Below are 15,259 nucleotides of genomic sequence, written 5' to 3'. Positions count from 1 at the left end.
GACGCCGCCCGCCATCCCGTTTACAAACCGCGAAGGAGAAATCATGAAGGTCAGACGTATTGCCGTCATCCCCGGTGACGGAATCGGCAAGGAAGTGGTTCCCGAGGGCTTGCGCGTGCTCGATGCGGTGGCGACACGCTTCGACCTGGCGTTGCGCTGGGATGAATTCGACTGGAGTTGCGACTACTACCTCAAGCACGGCCGCATGATGCCCGATGACTGGAAGGAGCGCATCGGCGGACACGACGCCATTTTCTTCGGTGCCGTCGGCTGGCCCGACAAGGTGCCGGACCATGTGTCGCTGTGGGGTTCGCTGCTCAAATTCCGGCGCGAGTTCGACCAGTACGCCAACCTGCGCCCGGTGCGCCTGATGCCCGGCATCCCGACGCCACTGGCTGGACGGCAGGTGGGCGACATCGATTTCTGGGTCGTGCGCGAAAACACCGAGGGCGAGTACTCCAGCATCGGTGGCCGCATCTTCGAGGACAGTGCGCAGGAAACCGTCGTCCAGCAGAGCCTCTTCACCCGCCGCGGAGTCGATCGCATCCTCCGCTTCGCCTTCGAACTCGCACGCCGGCGGGCGAAGAAACACGTGACCTCGGCCACCAAGTCGAACGGCATCGCGATCTCCATGCCCTACTGGGATGAGCGCTTCGCGGCGATGGCGGCGCAGTACCCCGAGATCCGCAGCGACAAGTACCACATCGACATCCTCACCGCGCATTTCGTGCGCCACCCCGACTGGTTCGACGTGGTCGTCGCCTCCAACCTGTTCGGCGACATTCTGTCCGACCTCGGTCCGGCCTGCACCGGCACGATCGGCATCGCGCCCTCGGCCAATCTCAACCCGGAGCGCCTCTACCCCTCGCTGTTCGAGCCGGTTCACGGATCGGCGCCGGATATCTACGGCAAGGCAATCGCCAACCCCGTCGGGCAGATCTGGTGCGGCGCGATGATGCTCGAGCATCTCGGTCATCCGGAAGCCACCGCCGCGGTAATGGCTGCGATCGAGACCGTGCTCGCCGAAGGGCCGCGCACGCCCGACATGGGCGGTCGCGCCAGCACCATCGACGTCGGCCGGGCAATCGCCTCGGTCGTCGCCAGTTTTCCCCGGAAATCGGCTGGCGACAGCTAGATGGGCCGTACTCCGATCGAGAGCTGCCGTCGCCGACCGCTCAAGAAGCACTCTGCAGGCAGCGCCAGGAGCGTTGCGATCTCAGTGGTCCGCTTTCCCCCCGGTTGTCGCCTTGGCGCTCATCGCCGTTACCCCGTCAGGCGCTTGCGCTTCGAGCGAAAATGCGCCCCCCCTCCGGGCGCATACCAGCCGGAACGGCGCCAGGTCGAAGAGCGGCGCGAGCCCACGGAAACTGAACTCGCGCACCGGTTCCCGCACCTGCTGCCGCAACAGTTCCATCAGCAGTACTGCGGTCAGCGGTCCGTGCACCACCAGGCCGGGGTAGCCCTCCTGCTCCATCGCATAGGGTCGGTCGTAATGAATCCGATGCGCGTTGAAGGTCAGCGCCGAGAAGCGGAACAACAGCCTGGGATCAGGCGCAATGATGCGCGCGCAGGCTTCAGCCGGCAGCGGCGGCCAGTCGAGCACGCTCGGGCAGGCCACCGGAGGACCCGGTTCGCGGTAGACGATGTCCTGTTCCTCTTCGATACACAGTCGTCCATCCTGATGGAAACTGCAAAGCAGCGAGACAAAAGCCAGCGCACCGGAACGCCCGGATTTCAGCCGGATGTCCCGGATGACCACCTCCCGGCGTGCCGTCTGACCAATCAGCAGCGGGCCATGGAAGCGCAGGCGCGCACCAGCGAACATGCGCCGCGGATAGGGTATCGGCGGCATGAAGCCGCCGCGCCGCGGATGTCCGTCGAGGCCGAGATCGCCCTGTGACGCCCTGGGCAGGAAATAGAACCAGTGCCAGAGTGGCGGCAGCGCACTTCCCTTGTCGAAATGGGTCGAGAGATCGTCGAGGGTCGCCGCTGCGGCCAGGGCCGGCGTCAGACTCAGGTCGTCGTCGGTCGTTTCGCGACGACCAATCCAGTCGGCGTAGTCGGAACTTGCGTCAGTCATCGAAACGATCCTTTCGAACGGCGGCGGGAGGATTCGGCAAGTACAGCACAGCATGCGTCGGAACTCAGGTTGCCGCACGCTCCTGACGGCGATCTCCCCCCGGCCGCATGATCGCTGCACCAAGGAGCCATTTTGCCCATATAATTCGAGGGGTGCGCCGATGCCGGACCTGGCGCGAGAAAAGGCAGGCGCGCTTCCTCGGGCGACGCTGTCGGGAGGTGGTGCCATGGGAAAGGGAGCAGGCTCGGCGCAGTCCGCCCCGCTGCAGTCAGTAGCTGTTGATAGTACGGGCGAAGGGTCGGATAGCGATCGATCTGCCTCCGAGCAAGGCCGGCATGAGGACGCCGACGCGGATCGCTCGAACGATAACGACAAGCTGCCGATGGACGGGATTCGCGTCATAGACGTCGGCACCTTCCTTGCCGGGCCTTATGCCGCGTCGATTCTGGGCGAGTTCGGCGCCGAGGTCCTTAAGGTTGAGCACCCGATCGCTGGCGACCCGATGCGGCGCTTTGGAACGGCATCCAAGCGACATGACGCGACACTTGCCTGGCTCAGCGAAGGCCGTAACCGGAAGTCGGTCACCCTCGACCTGCGCCAGCAGGAAGGCGTCGAGTTGTTCCTGAAATTGGTCAACAAGTCCGACGTCCTGATCGAGAATTTCCGCCCGGGAACGATGGAGGAATGGGGCCTCGGCTGGCAGGAGCTGAGAGAGGCGAATCCCGGTCTGGTCATGCTGCGCGTCTCGGGTTACGGACAAACCGGACCGTATCGCCGGCGCTCCGGCTTCGCACACATTGCGCATGGTTTCGCCGGCCTCTCCTACCTCGCCGGCTTCCCGGGCGAAACACCGGTGTTGCCGGGCACGGCACCGCTGGGCGACTATCTCTCCAGCCTGTACGGCGCAATCGGCATCCTGCTGGCGCTGCGCCACAGGGAGGAAACCGGTGAAGGCCAGGTCGTTGACATCGGCATTTACGAAGCCGTCTTCCGGCAGATGGACGAGATTGCTGCCGCGTACGGCCTGTTCGGCAAGGTCCGCCAGCGCGAGGGTGCCGGCAGTTTCGTCGCCGTTCCGCATGGTCATTTCCGCACCGTGGACGACAAATGGGTGGCAATCGCCTGCACCACCGACAAGATGTTCGAACGCTTTGCCGCTGCCATGGAAAGACCCGAACTCGCCGCAGCCGATCGCTACGGCGACCAGCGCAAGCGACTGGCAGCACGCGACGAGGTCAACCGCATCGTCATCGCATGGGTGGGTTCCCTGACTCGCGAAGAGGTGATGCAGCGCTGCATAGCTGGCGAAGTGCCGATCGGCCAGCTCAACAGCATTGCCGACATGTTCGAGGACGAGCACTTCAAGGCGCGCGGCAACCTGGCCCGCCTGACCGAGGAGGGACTGGGCGAGGTGGTGGTTCCGGGAGTCGTGCCGACCTTATCCGAAACACCCGGGCGGATTTCCAGCCTTGGACCGCCGTTGGGCAATGCGACCTATGAAATCCTGCGCGAACTGCTGGGGATTTCGGCACTGGAGATCAAGCGCCTGCGACAGCGCAAGATCATCTGAACAGGCTTTTACGAGGACTCCGATGCCCATCACCGACCCAGCCGAGACCAGACTGCCACTCGCCGGCATTCGCGTCATCGACGCCGCCACGGTCATCGCCGCACCCTACAGTGCCAGCATTCTCGGCGAATTCGGCGCCGATGTACTGAAGGTCGAGAACCCCAAGGGCGGCGATCCCTTGCGTTACTTCGGCACACCGACCAGGCGCAGGGACACGCTCGCCTGGTTCAGCGAAGCACGCAACAAACGTTCGGTCACCATCGACCTGCATCTGCCTGAAGGGGTGGAACTGTTCAAGCAACTGATCGAAAAATCGGACGTCCTCTGTGAGAACTTTCGCCCCGGCACCCTTGAGAAATGGGGACTGGGCTGGGAAGTTCTGCGCAAGATCAATCCCGGCCTGATCATGCTGCGGGTCACCGGTTACGGGCAGACCGGGCCCTACAAGGATCGACCCGGTTTTGCGCGGGTCGCGCACGCCGTCGGCGGGATCGCCTTTCTCTCCGGAATGCCGCGGGGAACACCCGTGACTCCGGGATCGACCACGCTCGGAGACTACCTCACCGGCCTGTACGGCTGTATCGGCATCCTGATGGCCTTGCGCCACCGTGCACGCACCGGCAAAGGACAGTACATAGACGCCGCGCTGTACGAATCGGTGTTTCGCTGTACCGAGGAACTGGCGCCAGCCTACGGCATGTTCGGACGGGTGCGCGAGCGGCACGGACCAACGCACAACGACTTTGCCTGCCCGCACGGCCATTTCCCAACCAAGGACGACGGCAAATGGGTCGCCATTTCGTGCGTTACCGACAAGCTTTTCGAGCGACTGGCGATTGCCATGGGCCGACCGGAACTGGCAGCGCCTCACGTGTACGGCGATCAGAAAACACGGCTCGAAAACCGTCATGACGTTAATGAAATCGTTCGCGACTGGTGTGGCTCGCTGCATCGCGAAGACATCCTGGCACGCTGCTTCGCCGCCGGTGCTCCAGCCGGCCCGCTGAACAGCATTGCCGACATCTTCGGCGATCGCCAGTTTCATTCGCGGCGCAATCTGGTAGCGATCGACGAACCGGACATCGGCGAGACGGTCATCGTTCCTTCCGTGCTGCCACGCCTGTCCGCCACCCCGGGCCGCATCAAGCACCTCGGTCCGCGCCTGGGGCAACATACCGACGAGGTGCTCTCGGATCTCCTCGGCCTCGACACCGAAGAGATAGAACAACTGCACCGCAAGCGCGTCATCTGAACACTGAAAGGAATCGTGGAAGCGATGCAAGGAATTCTCGATGGCTTGCGGATCGTCGAAGGCTCGGCGTTCGTAGCAGCGCCACTCGGCGGCATGACCCTGGCACAACTCGGCGCCGATGTGATCCGCTTCGACCCGATCGGTGGCGGCCTCGATCACGGTCGCTGGCCACTTACCCTCGATGGCCGGCACAGCCTGTTCTGGGCCGGTCTCAACAAGGGCAAACGTTCGATCGCCGTCGATTTTCGCCAGCCGCGCGGGCAGGAACTGCTGACCCAGCTGGTCTGCGCTCCGGGCGCTAACGCGGGTCTGTTCAGCACCAACTTTCCGGCCAAGGGCTGGCTGAGCTACGACGCCCTGAGAAGGCATCGCGCGGACCTGGTCATGGTCAATCTGACCGGTCGCCGCGACGGTGGCTCGGAGGTCGATTACACGGTAAATCCGCAGCTCGGCCTACCGCTGATGACCGGGCCGAGCGCTTCACCGGAAATGGTCAACCATGTCTTTCCGGCCTGGGACTTCATCAGCGGTCAGATGATCGCGCTCGGCCTGCTCGCCGCTGAACGCCACCGGCGCCTGACCGGGGAAGGACAACTCGTGCGCCTCGCACTGAAAGATGTGGCCCTGGCGATGATCGCCAATTTCGGACTTATCGCCGAGGTGATGGTGAACAACACCGACCGGCCACGCCAGGGCAACTATCTTTACGGCGCATTTGGCCGGGACTTCGAGACCCTGGACGGCAAGCGACTGATGGTCGTCGGTCTGACTGACATGCAGTGGCTCTGCCTGACCAAGGCGACCGGCCTGCAGGAGGCGGTCGCAACGCTCGGCATGCGGCTCGGCCTGGACCTGGGTGACGAAGGTAACCGCTACCGCGCCCGACAGCAAATCGCCGGCTTGCTCGAACCGTGGTTTCACGCCCGCACGCTGGCCGAAGCGGCCACCATTCTCAACACCCACCGTGTCACCTGGGCACCCTACCGCAGCGTGCGCGAGGCAATTGCCCTTGACCCCGATTGCTCGACCGGGAATCCCCTGTTCACGCTGACCGAGCAGCCCGGCATCGGCGCTTACCTGATGCCCGGCACCCCACTCGATTTCAGCAAGATACCGCGCCTGCCGACGATACCGGCGCCACGACTGGGCGAACACACCGACCAGATTCTGCTCGACATCCTCGGCCTGAGCGAGGCCGAAGTCGGCCGCCTGCACGACGCCCACATCGTCGCCGGACCAGGCTGAAGCCGTCGCGGGCAGCCCGCTCGCTGCCACCACCCACTTTCCATTGACCAGGGGAACGCCATGAAACCGCCCGTCCATTTTTACAAGCCTCTCGCCATCGGCGCCCCACAACCTCTGCGCGAACTGCCGGTACGCCCGGAACGCATGATCCACTTCTTCCCGCCCCACATCGACAAGATTCGTGCCAAGGCACCGGAGACGGCCAGGCAATGCGACGTGATGTGCGGCAATCTGGAAGACGCCATTCCCATCGAAGCCAAGGAAGCGGCTCGCGCCGGCTTCATCGAACTGCTCGGTCAGCACGACTTTGGCGATACGGCCCTGTGGGTGCGGGTCAATGCACTCAACAGCCCCTGGATACTCGACGATCTCGAGCAGATCATCAGGCACGTCGGCAACAAACTCGACGTGATCATGATTCCCAAGGTCGAGGGGCCGTGGGACATCCACTTCGTCGATCAGTACATCGCCCTGCTCGAGGCAAAGTACGCGGTGCGCAAGCCGATTCTGCTGCACGCCCTGCTCGAGACGGCGCAGGGGGTCACCAACGTCGAGGCAATCTGCGGCGCCAGCCCGCGCATGCATGGCCTCAGCCTCGGCCCGGCCGACCTGGCGGCTTCGCGCGGCATGAAGACCACACGCGTGGGAGGCGGGCATCCGGGCTACGGCGTCCTCGCCGACCCCGAGACAGGCCACGATCAACGCGCCTTCTTCCAGCAGGACCTCTGGCACTACACCGTGGCGCGCATGGTCGACGCCGCCGTGGCGCATGGCCTGCGCTCGTTCTACGGTCCGTTCGGCGACCTCAAGGACGAAGCCGCCTGCGAGGCACAGTTCCGCAATGCTTTCCTGATGGGCTGTTCGGGTGCCTGGTCGCTGGCACCAAACCAGATCGCCATTGCCAAGCGGGTGTTCAGCCCCGACGTCAAGGAAGTGCTGTTTGCCAAGCGCATTCTGGAAGCCATGCCCGACGGCAGCGGCGTGGCGACGATCGATGGCAAGATGCAGGACGACGCGACCTGGAAACAGGCCAAGGTGATCGTCGATCTGGCGCGACTGGTAGCCCGGCGCGATCCGGACCTGGCCGCCGCTTACGGCCTGTAGACAACCGATCAACGACGAGGGAGAGAGCGTCTAGTGAGCGAAAAGACCAGACTCGGTAACTTCTTTGAGGACTTCCACATCGGGCAGACGATCGCGCACGCGACGCCGCGCACCATCACCGAGGGCGACGTTGCCCTGTACACGGCGCTGACCGGTTCACGCTTTGCCGTCACATCGGCCGACACCTTCGCCCACAGCCTGGGCTTCCCGCGGGCACCGGTGGACGACCTGCTGGCCTTCAACATGGTTTTTGGCCGAACCGTACCCGACATCTCGCTCAACGCCGTCGCCAATCTCGGTTACGCCGCCGGCCGCTTCGGCCATCCGATTTATCCGGGGGACACGCTCAACGCCGATTCGACGGTGATCGGCCTGAAGGAAAACAGTGACGGGAAGACAGGCGTCGTCTATGTACGGTCATGCGGCGTCAATCAGCGCGGACAGATCGCACTCGACTACTGCCGCTGGGTGATGGTGCGCAAGCGCAACCTGCAATCGCCCACCCCTGAACCCTGCCTGCCCGACCTGCCGGCCGCCGTTCCCACCAGCGAGCTGACCGTTCCGACAGGCATCAGGATCGGACAGTACGACCATGCGCTGGCCGGCAGCACCGAATTTTGGGACGACTACCAGGTCGGCGAACGCATCGACCACGTGGACGGCATGACCATCGAGGAGAGCGAACACATGATGGCCACCCGCCTGTACCAGAACACCGCCCGCGTACACTTCAATCAGCAGGCCGAAAAGGCCGGGCGCTTTGGCCGCCGCATCATTTACGGCGGCCACATCATCAGCCTTGCTCGTTCATTGTCGTTCAACGGCCTGGCCAATGCGTTCAGCATCGTGGCGATCAATGGTGGCCGTCATGTCGCACCGGCGTTTGCCGGCGATACGATCTATGCCTGGTCGGAAATCATCGATCGTCTGATCCTGCCTGGACGCAATGACCTCGGAGCGCTCCGCCTGCGTACCGTGGCGACCAAGGACCAGCCCTGCGCCGAGTTTCCCTACAAAACCACCGATGGCCGCTATGCGGCGAGTGTCGTGCTCGATTTCGACTACACGGTGATCATCCCGCGACGGACGTAAAGGCGACCGGCAGAGCACCGACCGATTACCCGGCAGCGCGGCACGGCCAGCCGACGGGTACACCCTTGCCGGTCGACCTCGCTTGAGAGACGGCAACAGCAAGCCAGACGGCGCGGCCACGCCGCCCCTGGCGGCCGGGCACACAAGCCGCGCGACGAAAGTTCCGCAATCCGCCCGCAATTTTCACCATACGCAGCGGTATCGTTGTTTTCATCGGATTCGAACTCAGATATGCTGCGCGAACGTCGAAAGAACGATGTAAAACAATGGAGGAATTATGTTCCAGGTCCGAATACACGGTCGCGGCGGCCAAGGCGTGGTTACGGCTGCCGAGATGCTGTCGATTGCTGCTTTCGAGGAAGGCCGCCACGCCCAGGCCTTTCCGAGTTTCGGTTCGGAGCGCACCGGTGCCCCGGTCGTTGCCTTCTGCCGCATCGCCGACAAGGAGATCCGGCTGCGCGAACCGATCATGGAACCCGACGCCCTGATCATTCAGGATCCGACCCTGCTGTACCAGGTCGACGTCTTCGCCGGCCTGAAAAAGGACGGTTATATTCTGATCAACACCAGCCGCAGCTTCGACGAACTGGGTCTTGGCGACTACGTGCGTGATTGGCCGAAGGACCGGCTGTGTACGGTTCCCGCCACCGACCTCAGCCGCAAGCACGTCGGCCGTCCGATGCCCAACGTCCCGCTGCTCGCCGGCTTTGCCGCCGCGTCCGGAATCATCAGGCTCGAGTCGGTGATCCAGGCGATCAACACCAAGTTCTCCGACAAGGTGGCCAGCAACAATGTCGCTGCGGCCAGCGCGGCGTATCAGTTCGTTCTTGACGAAATCGCAGGAGCACGCCAGCAGGAGGCAGCACATGCTTAAACAGACTGAAGGTTCACACGCCGTTGCCGAAGCCGTCGCACTTTGCCGGCCGGAGGTGATTTGCGCCTACCCGATTTCGCCGCAGACACACATCGTCGAAGGCCTTGGCGAAATGGTCAAAGCGGGCGAGGTCGAGAACTGTGAATTCATCAACGTCGAATCCGAATTCGCCGCGATGAGCGTCGCCATCGGCTCCTCGGCAACCGGCGCCCGCACCTACACCGCCACCGCTTCGCAAGGCCTGTTGTTCATGGTTGAAGCGGTCTTCAACGCGGCCGGTCTCGGCTTGCCAATCGTCATGACCGTGGCCAACCGCGCCATCGGTGCACCGATCAACATCTGGAACGACCACTCGGACTCACTCTCGCAACGCGACTGTGGCTGGATCCAGCTCTTCGCCGAAACCAACCAGGAAGCACTCGACCTGCACATCCAGGCCTTCAAGCTGGCTGAAGAGGTGAGTCTGCCGGTGATGGTGTGCATGGATGGTTTCATTCTGACCCACGCGTACGAGCGGGTGGATGTGCCCACGCAGGAGCAGGTCGATGCCTTCCTGCCGCCCTACGAGCCCCGCCAGGTGCTCGACCCGAAGGAACCGGTGTCGATCGGCGCCATGGTTGGCCCGGAGGCTTTCTCGGAGGTGCGCTACCTGGCTCACGCCAAACAGATGCAGGCACTCGAACGGATTCCCGAGCTGGCCGAGCAGTTCAAGGCGGTCTTTGGCCGTGATTCCGGTGGCCTGACCCATTCCTACCTGACCGGCGATGCCGACACGATCGTCGTGGCCATGGGCTCGGTGCTGGGCACCATCAAGGACACGGTCGACGAAATGCGTGCGGCCGGCGAGAAGATCGGTGTATTGGGCATCACCTCCTATCGACCGTTCCCCATCGACAACGTCCGCGCCGCCTTGCAGAACGCACAGCGCGTGGTGGTCCTCGAAAAGAGCCTGGCGGTCGGCATCGGCGGCATCCTGTCGACCGATGTGCGCATGGCGATGTCGGGCCTGCAATTGCACGGGCATACCGTGGTTGCCGGCCTCGGCGGACGAGCGATCACCAGAAAATCGCTGGCCACCCTGTTCGCCAAGGCAACGCGCGGCGAGCTCGGCCACCTCACCTTCCTCGACCTTGACTGGAACGTGGTCAACAAGCAGCTCGAGCGTGAACGCACGACGCGCCGCTCGGGTCCGGCAGCCGAAAGCATGCTGCGCGATATCGGCGTTGTCGCCGCACGTATTGGCTGAGGAGAACCACGATGAGCTTCCAACCCGTTCATTTCTACCAGACCGGCACCTTCACCGTCGGCAACCGTCTGCTGTCACCCGAAGAACGCAGCGTGCAGGCCAACCTTGAACGTACCAATTCGCTCAACTCGGGACACCGCGCGTGTCAGGGCTGTGGCGAAGCGCTCGGCGCAAGGTACGCGATCGACGCCGCGATGAATGCAGCGCGTGGCCGCCTGATCGCTGCCAACGCGACCGGCTGCCTCGAGGTATTCTCGACACCCTACCCCGAAACCTCCTGGCAGATTCCGTGGATTCACTCGCTCTTCGGCAACACGGCGGCGGTCGCCACGGGCATCGCCGCGGCGATCAAGGTCAAGCGCCAGCAGGGCCAGATGGCCGACGTGCGCGTCGTCGCGCAAGGTGGCGACGGCGGCACCACCGACATCGGCTTCGGCTGCCTGTCCGGCATGTTCGAGCGCAATGATGACGTGCTCTACATCTGCTATGACAATGGTGGCTACATGAACACCGGCGTACAGCGCAGCTCCGCGACGCCGCCGGCAGCGCGCACTGCGACCACCATGCCGGTCGGCCCCGAACCAGGTAACGCCTTTGGCCAGGGCAAGTTCGTCCCGGCGATCGCCATGGCGCACGAAATCCCCTATGTCGCAACGGCCACCGTCGCCGATCTGCGCGATCTCGAGCACAAGGTCACCAAGGCCATGGGCATACGCGGTGCACGTTACATCCACATCCTGGTGCCCTGCCCGCTCGGCTGGGGAGCGGCATCACAGGACACCATCCTGCTCGCGCGCCTGGCCAAGGAAACCGGCATCTTCCCGGTCTTCGAAGCCGAACACGGCGAGGTCACCGGCGTACTGAAGATCCGCCGGCAGCAGCCCGTCGACGCATACCTGAAGCTGCAGAAACGCTATGCCCACCTGTTCGGCAAGAAGCCGGCGGTGGAAACGATCGCTCGCCTGCAGGCAGCGGCGGACAAGAACATTCGCAAGTACGGACTGCTCGACCAGGAGGCGAACTGATGGACAAACCCTTTGCCATAACCCTAGACCCCGGCTCTTCGCTGGCCAACCGCACCGGATCCTGGCGCACATCGAGGCCGGTGTATCTTGACCGCCTGCCGCCTTGCAACAAGCAGTGCCCGGCCGGCGAGGACATCCAGGGTTGGCTCTTCCACGCCGAATCGGGCGATTATGAAAGCGCCTGGCGACATCTGACGAAGGACAACCCCTTCCCGGCAATCATGGGACGGGTCTGTTACCACACCTGTGAGGGTGCCTGCAACCGCGGCAGACTCGATGAAGCAGTCGGCATCAACTCGGTGGAACACTTTCTCGGCGATGAAGCGCTCAAACGCGGCTGGAAGCTGACCCCACCGGCAAGCGACTCGGGCAAGCACGTCCTGGTCGTCGGCGCCGGCCCTTCCGGCATGTCGGCCGCCTATCATCTGCGTCGCTTCGGCCACCGCGTCACGGTCTACGAGGCTGGCCCGCTGCTCGGCGGCATGATGCGCTTCGGCATTCCCAAGTACCGCCTGCCGCGCGACATCCTCGAAGCAGAAATGCAGCGAGTGGTCGAACTGGGCGTCACGGTGAAGCTGAACAACAAGGTGGAGAACATTCTCGACACCATGCGGGAAGGCAAATTCGACGCCGCCTTCCTGGCAGTCGGAGCGCACATCGGCAAACGGGCGATGATCCCGGCCGGCGACGCGGCAAAAGTCATCGACGCCATTTCGCTGCTGCGCAGCATGGAAGGTGAGGACAAACCCATGCTTGGCCGCCGCGTCGTCGTCTACGGCGGTGGCAACACAGCCATAGATGTGGCCCGCACCGCCAAGCGCATGGGCGCCGAACCACTGATCGTCTATCGCCGCACGCGCGAAAAGATGCCGGCACACGACTTCGAAGTCGAGGAGGCGATGCAGGAAGGGATCATGGTCAAGTGGTTGTCGACCATCAAACAGGCCCACGAGTCATCCCTGACGATCGAAAAGATGGCTCTCGACAGCAAGGGCTTCCCACAGCCGACCGGCGAGTTCGAAACCATCGAGGCCGACTCGCTGGTACTCGCGCTCGGCCAGGATGTCGATCTCGGGCTGCTCGAAGGAGTACCCGGCCTGCAAGTCAGCGATGGCGTGGTGCAGGTCGGCGCCAACATGATGACCGGTCATCCGGGAATTTTCGCCGGCGGCGACATGGTTCCTGCCGAGCGCAACGTGACCGTCGGTATTGGTCATGGCAAACAGGCGGCACGCCATATCGATGCCTGGTTGCGTGACGAGGAATACACCCCCCCACCACAGCGCGAAGTTGCGGTTTTCGAGAATCTCAACACCTGGTACTACGCCGATGCGCCAAAAACCGTGCGGCCGATGCTCGACATCATTCGCCGGCAGTCGACCTTCGATGAAGTCCAGGGCGGGCTTGACGAGAGCAACGCCCTGTTCGAGGCAAGGCGCTGCCTTTCCTGCGGCAACTGCTTCGAATGTGACAACTGCTACGGGGTCTGCCCGGACAATGCGGTGATCAAGCTTGGTCCCGGCAAGCGTTTCCAGTTCAACTACGACTATTGCAAGGGCTGCGGCATGTGCGTCGCCGAATGCCCCTGCGGCGCAATCAAGATGGAAGCCGAAGAGATCTGACATTCTTCGGCACCGCGCCAGCCCTCGTGTTCCGGCCAGTTCCACCGGCCGGAACACAGCGACACCGTGACCTGGCGAGCACGTCCGGGTCACCAACTCTGGAGGCACTTCGAGCCAGCCGTTCGAAGTGTCCTTTTCTTGTCTCCTCATCTGCGAGGTATGTATGTCAACGCAATCCAAGAACGTCTACGTATTCGGTGCCGCTCGAACTGACGGTGATGCCAAAATGAAGAACCTGCTCGGCGGCAAGGGTGCCAACCTGGCGGAAATGTGCCGCCTGGGAATCGCCGTACCGTCCGGTTTCACGATCAGCACGGAGGTGTGCACGGTTTATAGCGAGCAGGGCAAGGACGCTGTGTTCAAGCTGATCGAAGCCGACGTTCGCGAGGGCGTGGCGTTCGTGGAACAGGAAATGGGCAAGAAATTCGGTGACTCGGCGGACCCGCTGCTGCTTTCGGTACGCTCGGGTTCGCGCGCATCGATGCCGGGCATGATGGACACCATCCTGAACCTCGGTCTCAATGACGAGGCGGTCGTCGGCCTGGCGCGCAAGGCAAGCAACGAGCGCTTTGCCTGGGACTCGTACCGGCGCTTCGTGCAGATGTACGGCGATGTGGTCATGGGCCTCAAGCCGGTATCGAAGGAGGATCACGATCCGTTTGAAGTGGTCATCGACATGGTCAAGGAAAAGAAGGGCGTTCAGCTCGACACCGAGCTCGATACCGAAGACCTCAAGGAACTCGTGCTGCGCTTCAAGGGGCTGATTCGTGCGCGGGTCGGCCGCGAGTTCCCGACCGATCCCTGGGAACAGCTCTGGGGTGCGGTGATGGCGGTCTTTCAGAGCTGGAACAACGACCGGGCCAAGGTATACCGCGAGCTGAACGACATCCCGGACAGCTGGGGCACCGCCGTAAATGTCCAGGCCATGGTCTTCGGCAACCTTGGCGACAACAGCGGTACCGGCGTCGCCTTCACACGTGATGCGAGCACCGGCGAAGACCTGTTCAACGGCGAGTTCCTGATCAATGCGCAGGGTGAAGATGTCGTCGCCGGCATCCGCACGCCGCAGCAGGTGACGCTCGAAGGTTCGCGTCGCTGGGCACAACTGGCCCTGGTCAGCGAAGAGGAGCGCCGTGCGAAGTTCCCTTCGCTCGAGGAGCTGATGCCCAACATCTACCAGCAACTCCTGCAGGCCGAAACCAAGCTGGAGAAGCACTACGCCGACATGCAGGACGTCGAGTTCACCATTCAGGAAGGTCGCCTGTGGATGCTGCAGACGCGCAACGGCAAGCGTACCGGTGCGGCGATGGTGCGCATCGCGATGGAGATGCTGCGTCAGGGCATCATCGACGAGAAGGAGGCCCTGCGTCGGGTCAATCCGGAACGCCTGAATGAACTGCTGCACCCGGTGTTCGACCCCCTCGCCATCAAGAAGGCGCGCTCGATCGCGCATGGCCTGCCGGCTTCACCCGGCGCCGCGACCGGGCAGATCGTCTTCTTCGCCGATGAAGCAGAAGAGTGGGTGCGCAAGGGCAAGACCGTCATCCTGGTGCGCCAGGAGACCTCCCCCGAAGACTTGCGCGGCATGAGCGTCGCCAAGGGTATCCTGACGGCGCGCGGCGGCATGACCTCGCACGCCGCTGTGGTCGCCCGCGGCATGGGCAAGTGCTGCGTTTCCGGCGCCGGCGCGGTGCATGTCGATTATCGTGCACGCACGATGTCGATCGGCAGCGAAACCTGGCAGGAAGGCGACTGGATTTCGCTCGACGGCTCGACCGGCGAGGTCTACCTCGGCCAGGTGCCAACCAAGGAAGCCGAACTCACCGGCGACTTCGGAGCACTGATGGAACTGGCCGACAAGCACAAGCGGCTGGGCGTGCGCGCCAATGCCGATACTCCGGAAGATGCCAAGGCAGCACGCAACTTCGGCGCCAAGGGGATCGGCCTCTGCCGGACCGAGCACATGTTCTTCGAAGGCGACCGCATCAAGGCGGTGCGCGAGATGATCCTGGCCGATGACGAAACCGGCCGTCGCCGCGCGCTGGCCAAACTGCTGCCGATGCAGCGCGGCGACTTCGAGGGCCTGTTCCGCGAAATGAACGGCATGGCCGTCACCATCCGTCTGCTCGATCCGCCACTGCACGAATTC

General features: G+C 63.4%; 12 protein-coding genes. 11 read left to right on the top strand and 1 reads right to left on the bottom strand.

The window, feature by feature from the left end; genetic code table 11:
• The first annotated feature begins 43 nt into the window (after nt 1-43).
• Nucleotides 44-1,135, top strand: a complete 1,092-nt coding sequence (locus JNK99_RS10255) for a tartrate dehydrogenase (RefSeq protein WP_291852342.1) — start codon at nt 44-46, stop codon at nt 1,133-1,135.
• An 81-nt stretch (nt 1,136-1,216) separates the two neighbouring features.
• Here JNK99_RS10255 and JNK99_RS10250 read toward each other — a convergent pair whose 3' ends face one another.
• Entirely contained in the window at nt 1,217-2,080 is an 864-nt protein-coding gene (locus JNK99_RS10250) for an acyl-CoA dehydrogenase (protein ID WP_291852339.1), read from the bottom strand.
• Nucleotides 2,081-2,462: 382 nt separating this feature from the next.
• Here JNK99_RS10250 and JNK99_RS10245 point away from each other — a divergent pair, with 382 nt between their 5' ends.
• From JNK99_RS10245 to ppdK, 10 genes are all read left to right on the top strand, one after another.
• The gene (locus JNK99_RS10245) at nt 2,463-3,650 is read left to right on the top strand and encodes a CaiB/BaiF CoA-transferase family protein (protein ID WP_291852337.1); all 1,188 of its coding nucleotides are present in this window, start codon (nt 2,463-2,465) and stop codon (nt 3,648-3,650) included.
• 22 nt (nt 3,651-3,672) lie between these two features.
• Entirely contained in the window at nt 3,673-4,902 is a 1,230-nt protein-coding gene (locus JNK99_RS10240; RefSeq protein ID WP_291852334.1) for a CoA transferase, read from the top strand.
• Nucleotides 4,903-4,926: 24 nt separating this feature from the next.
• Nucleotides 4,927-6,147, top strand: coding sequence for a 2-methylfumaryl-CoA isomerase (locus JNK99_RS10235; RefSeq protein WP_291852400.1), 1,221 nt, complete (start codon nt 4,927-4,929; stop codon nt 6,145-6,147).
• A 60-nt stretch (nt 6,148-6,207) separates the two neighbouring features.
• A complete protein-coding gene (locus JNK99_RS10230) occupies nt 6,208-7,251 on the top strand; it encodes a CoA ester lyase (RefSeq protein ID WP_291852331.1) in 1,044 nt (347 codons plus the stop codon).
• A 33-nt stretch (nt 7,252-7,284) separates the two neighbouring features.
• Complete coding sequence (locus JNK99_RS10225; protein WP_291852328.1) at nt 7,285-8,343, top strand: MaoC family dehydratase; 1,059 nt, start codon at nt 7,285-7,287, stop codon at nt 8,341-8,343.
• A 277-nt stretch (nt 8,344-8,620) separates the two neighbouring features.
• A complete protein-coding gene (locus JNK99_RS10220) occupies nt 8,621-9,217 on the top strand; it encodes a 2-oxoacid:acceptor oxidoreductase family protein (protein WP_291852326.1) in 597 nt (198 codons plus the stop codon).
• A complete protein-coding gene (gene porA, locus JNK99_RS10215; RefSeq protein WP_291852323.1) occupies nt 9,210-10,463 on the top strand; it encodes a pyruvate ferredoxin oxidoreductase in 1,254 nt (417 codons plus the stop codon). The genes JNK99_RS10220 and porA overlap by 8 nt, the downstream gene beginning before the upstream one ends.
• Before the next feature lie 11 nt (nt 10,464-10,474).
• On the top strand, nt 10,475-11,488 hold the full coding sequence (locus JNK99_RS10210; RefSeq protein WP_291852321.1) for a thiamine pyrophosphate-dependent enzyme: 1,014 nt from the start codon (nt 10,475-10,477) through the stop codon (nt 11,486-11,488).
• Complete coding sequence (locus JNK99_RS10205) at nt 11,488-13,110, top strand: NAD(P)-binding protein (RefSeq protein WP_291852318.1); 1,623 nt, start codon at nt 11,488-11,490, stop codon at nt 13,108-13,110. Before JNK99_RS10210 ends, JNK99_RS10205 begins: the two co-directional genes overlap by 1 nt.
• A gap of 163 nt (nt 13,111-13,273) precedes the next feature.
• Nucleotides 13,274-15,259, top strand: a 1,986-nt coding sequence (gene ppdK / locus JNK99_RS10200) for a pyruvate, phosphate dikinase (RefSeq protein ID WP_291852315.1), incomplete at its 3' end; no start/stop codon positions are given.

The organism is Accumulibacter sp., assembly GCF_016789985.1.
GTDB lineage: Bacteria > Pseudomonadota > Gammaproteobacteria > Burkholderiales > Rhodocyclaceae > Accumulibacter.
Note: the sequence above shows the minus strand (reverse complement) of the source record. Positions and strands in the feature narration are given on the sequence as shown.

What these genes read in the sequence shown, in the direction of transcription:
- JNK99_RS10255 (WP_291852342.1), top strand. Translation starts at nt 44, where the DNA reads ATGAAGGTCAGACGTATTGCCGTCATCCCCGGTGACGGAATCGGCAAG.
- JNK99_RS10250 (WP_291852339.1), bottom strand. Translation starts at nt 2,080, where the DNA reads ATGACTGACGCAAGTTCCGACTACGCCGACTGGATTGGTCGTCGCGAA.
- JNK99_RS10245 (WP_291852337.1), top strand. Translation starts at nt 2,463, where the DNA reads ATGGACGGGATTCGCGTCATAGACGTCGGCACCTTCCTTGCCGGGCCT.
- JNK99_RS10240 (WP_291852334.1), top strand. Translation starts at nt 3,673, where the DNA reads ATGCCCATCACCGACCCAGCCGAGACCAGACTGCCACTCGCCGGCATT.
- JNK99_RS10235 (WP_291852400.1), top strand. Translation starts at nt 4,927, where the DNA reads ATGCAAGGAATTCTCGATGGCTTGCGGATCGTCGAAGGCTCGGCGTTC.
- JNK99_RS10230 (WP_291852331.1), top strand. Translation starts at nt 6,208, where the DNA reads ATGAAACCGCCCGTCCATTTTTACAAGCCTCTCGCCATCGGCGCCCCA.
- JNK99_RS10220 (WP_291852326.1), top strand. Translation starts at nt 8,621, where the DNA reads ATGTTCCAGGTCCGAATACACGGTCGCGGCGGCCAAGGCGTGGTTACG.
- porA (WP_291852323.1), top strand. Translation starts at nt 9,210, where the DNA reads ATGCTTAAACAGACTGAAGGTTCACACGCCGTTGCCGAAGCCGTCGCA.
- JNK99_RS10210 (WP_291852321.1), top strand. Translation starts at nt 10,475, where the DNA reads ATGAGCTTCCAACCCGTTCATTTCTACCAGACCGGCACCTTCACCGTC.
- JNK99_RS10205 (WP_291852318.1), top strand. Translation starts at nt 11,488, where the DNA reads ATGGACAAACCCTTTGCCATAACCCTAGACCCCGGCTCTTCGCTGGCC.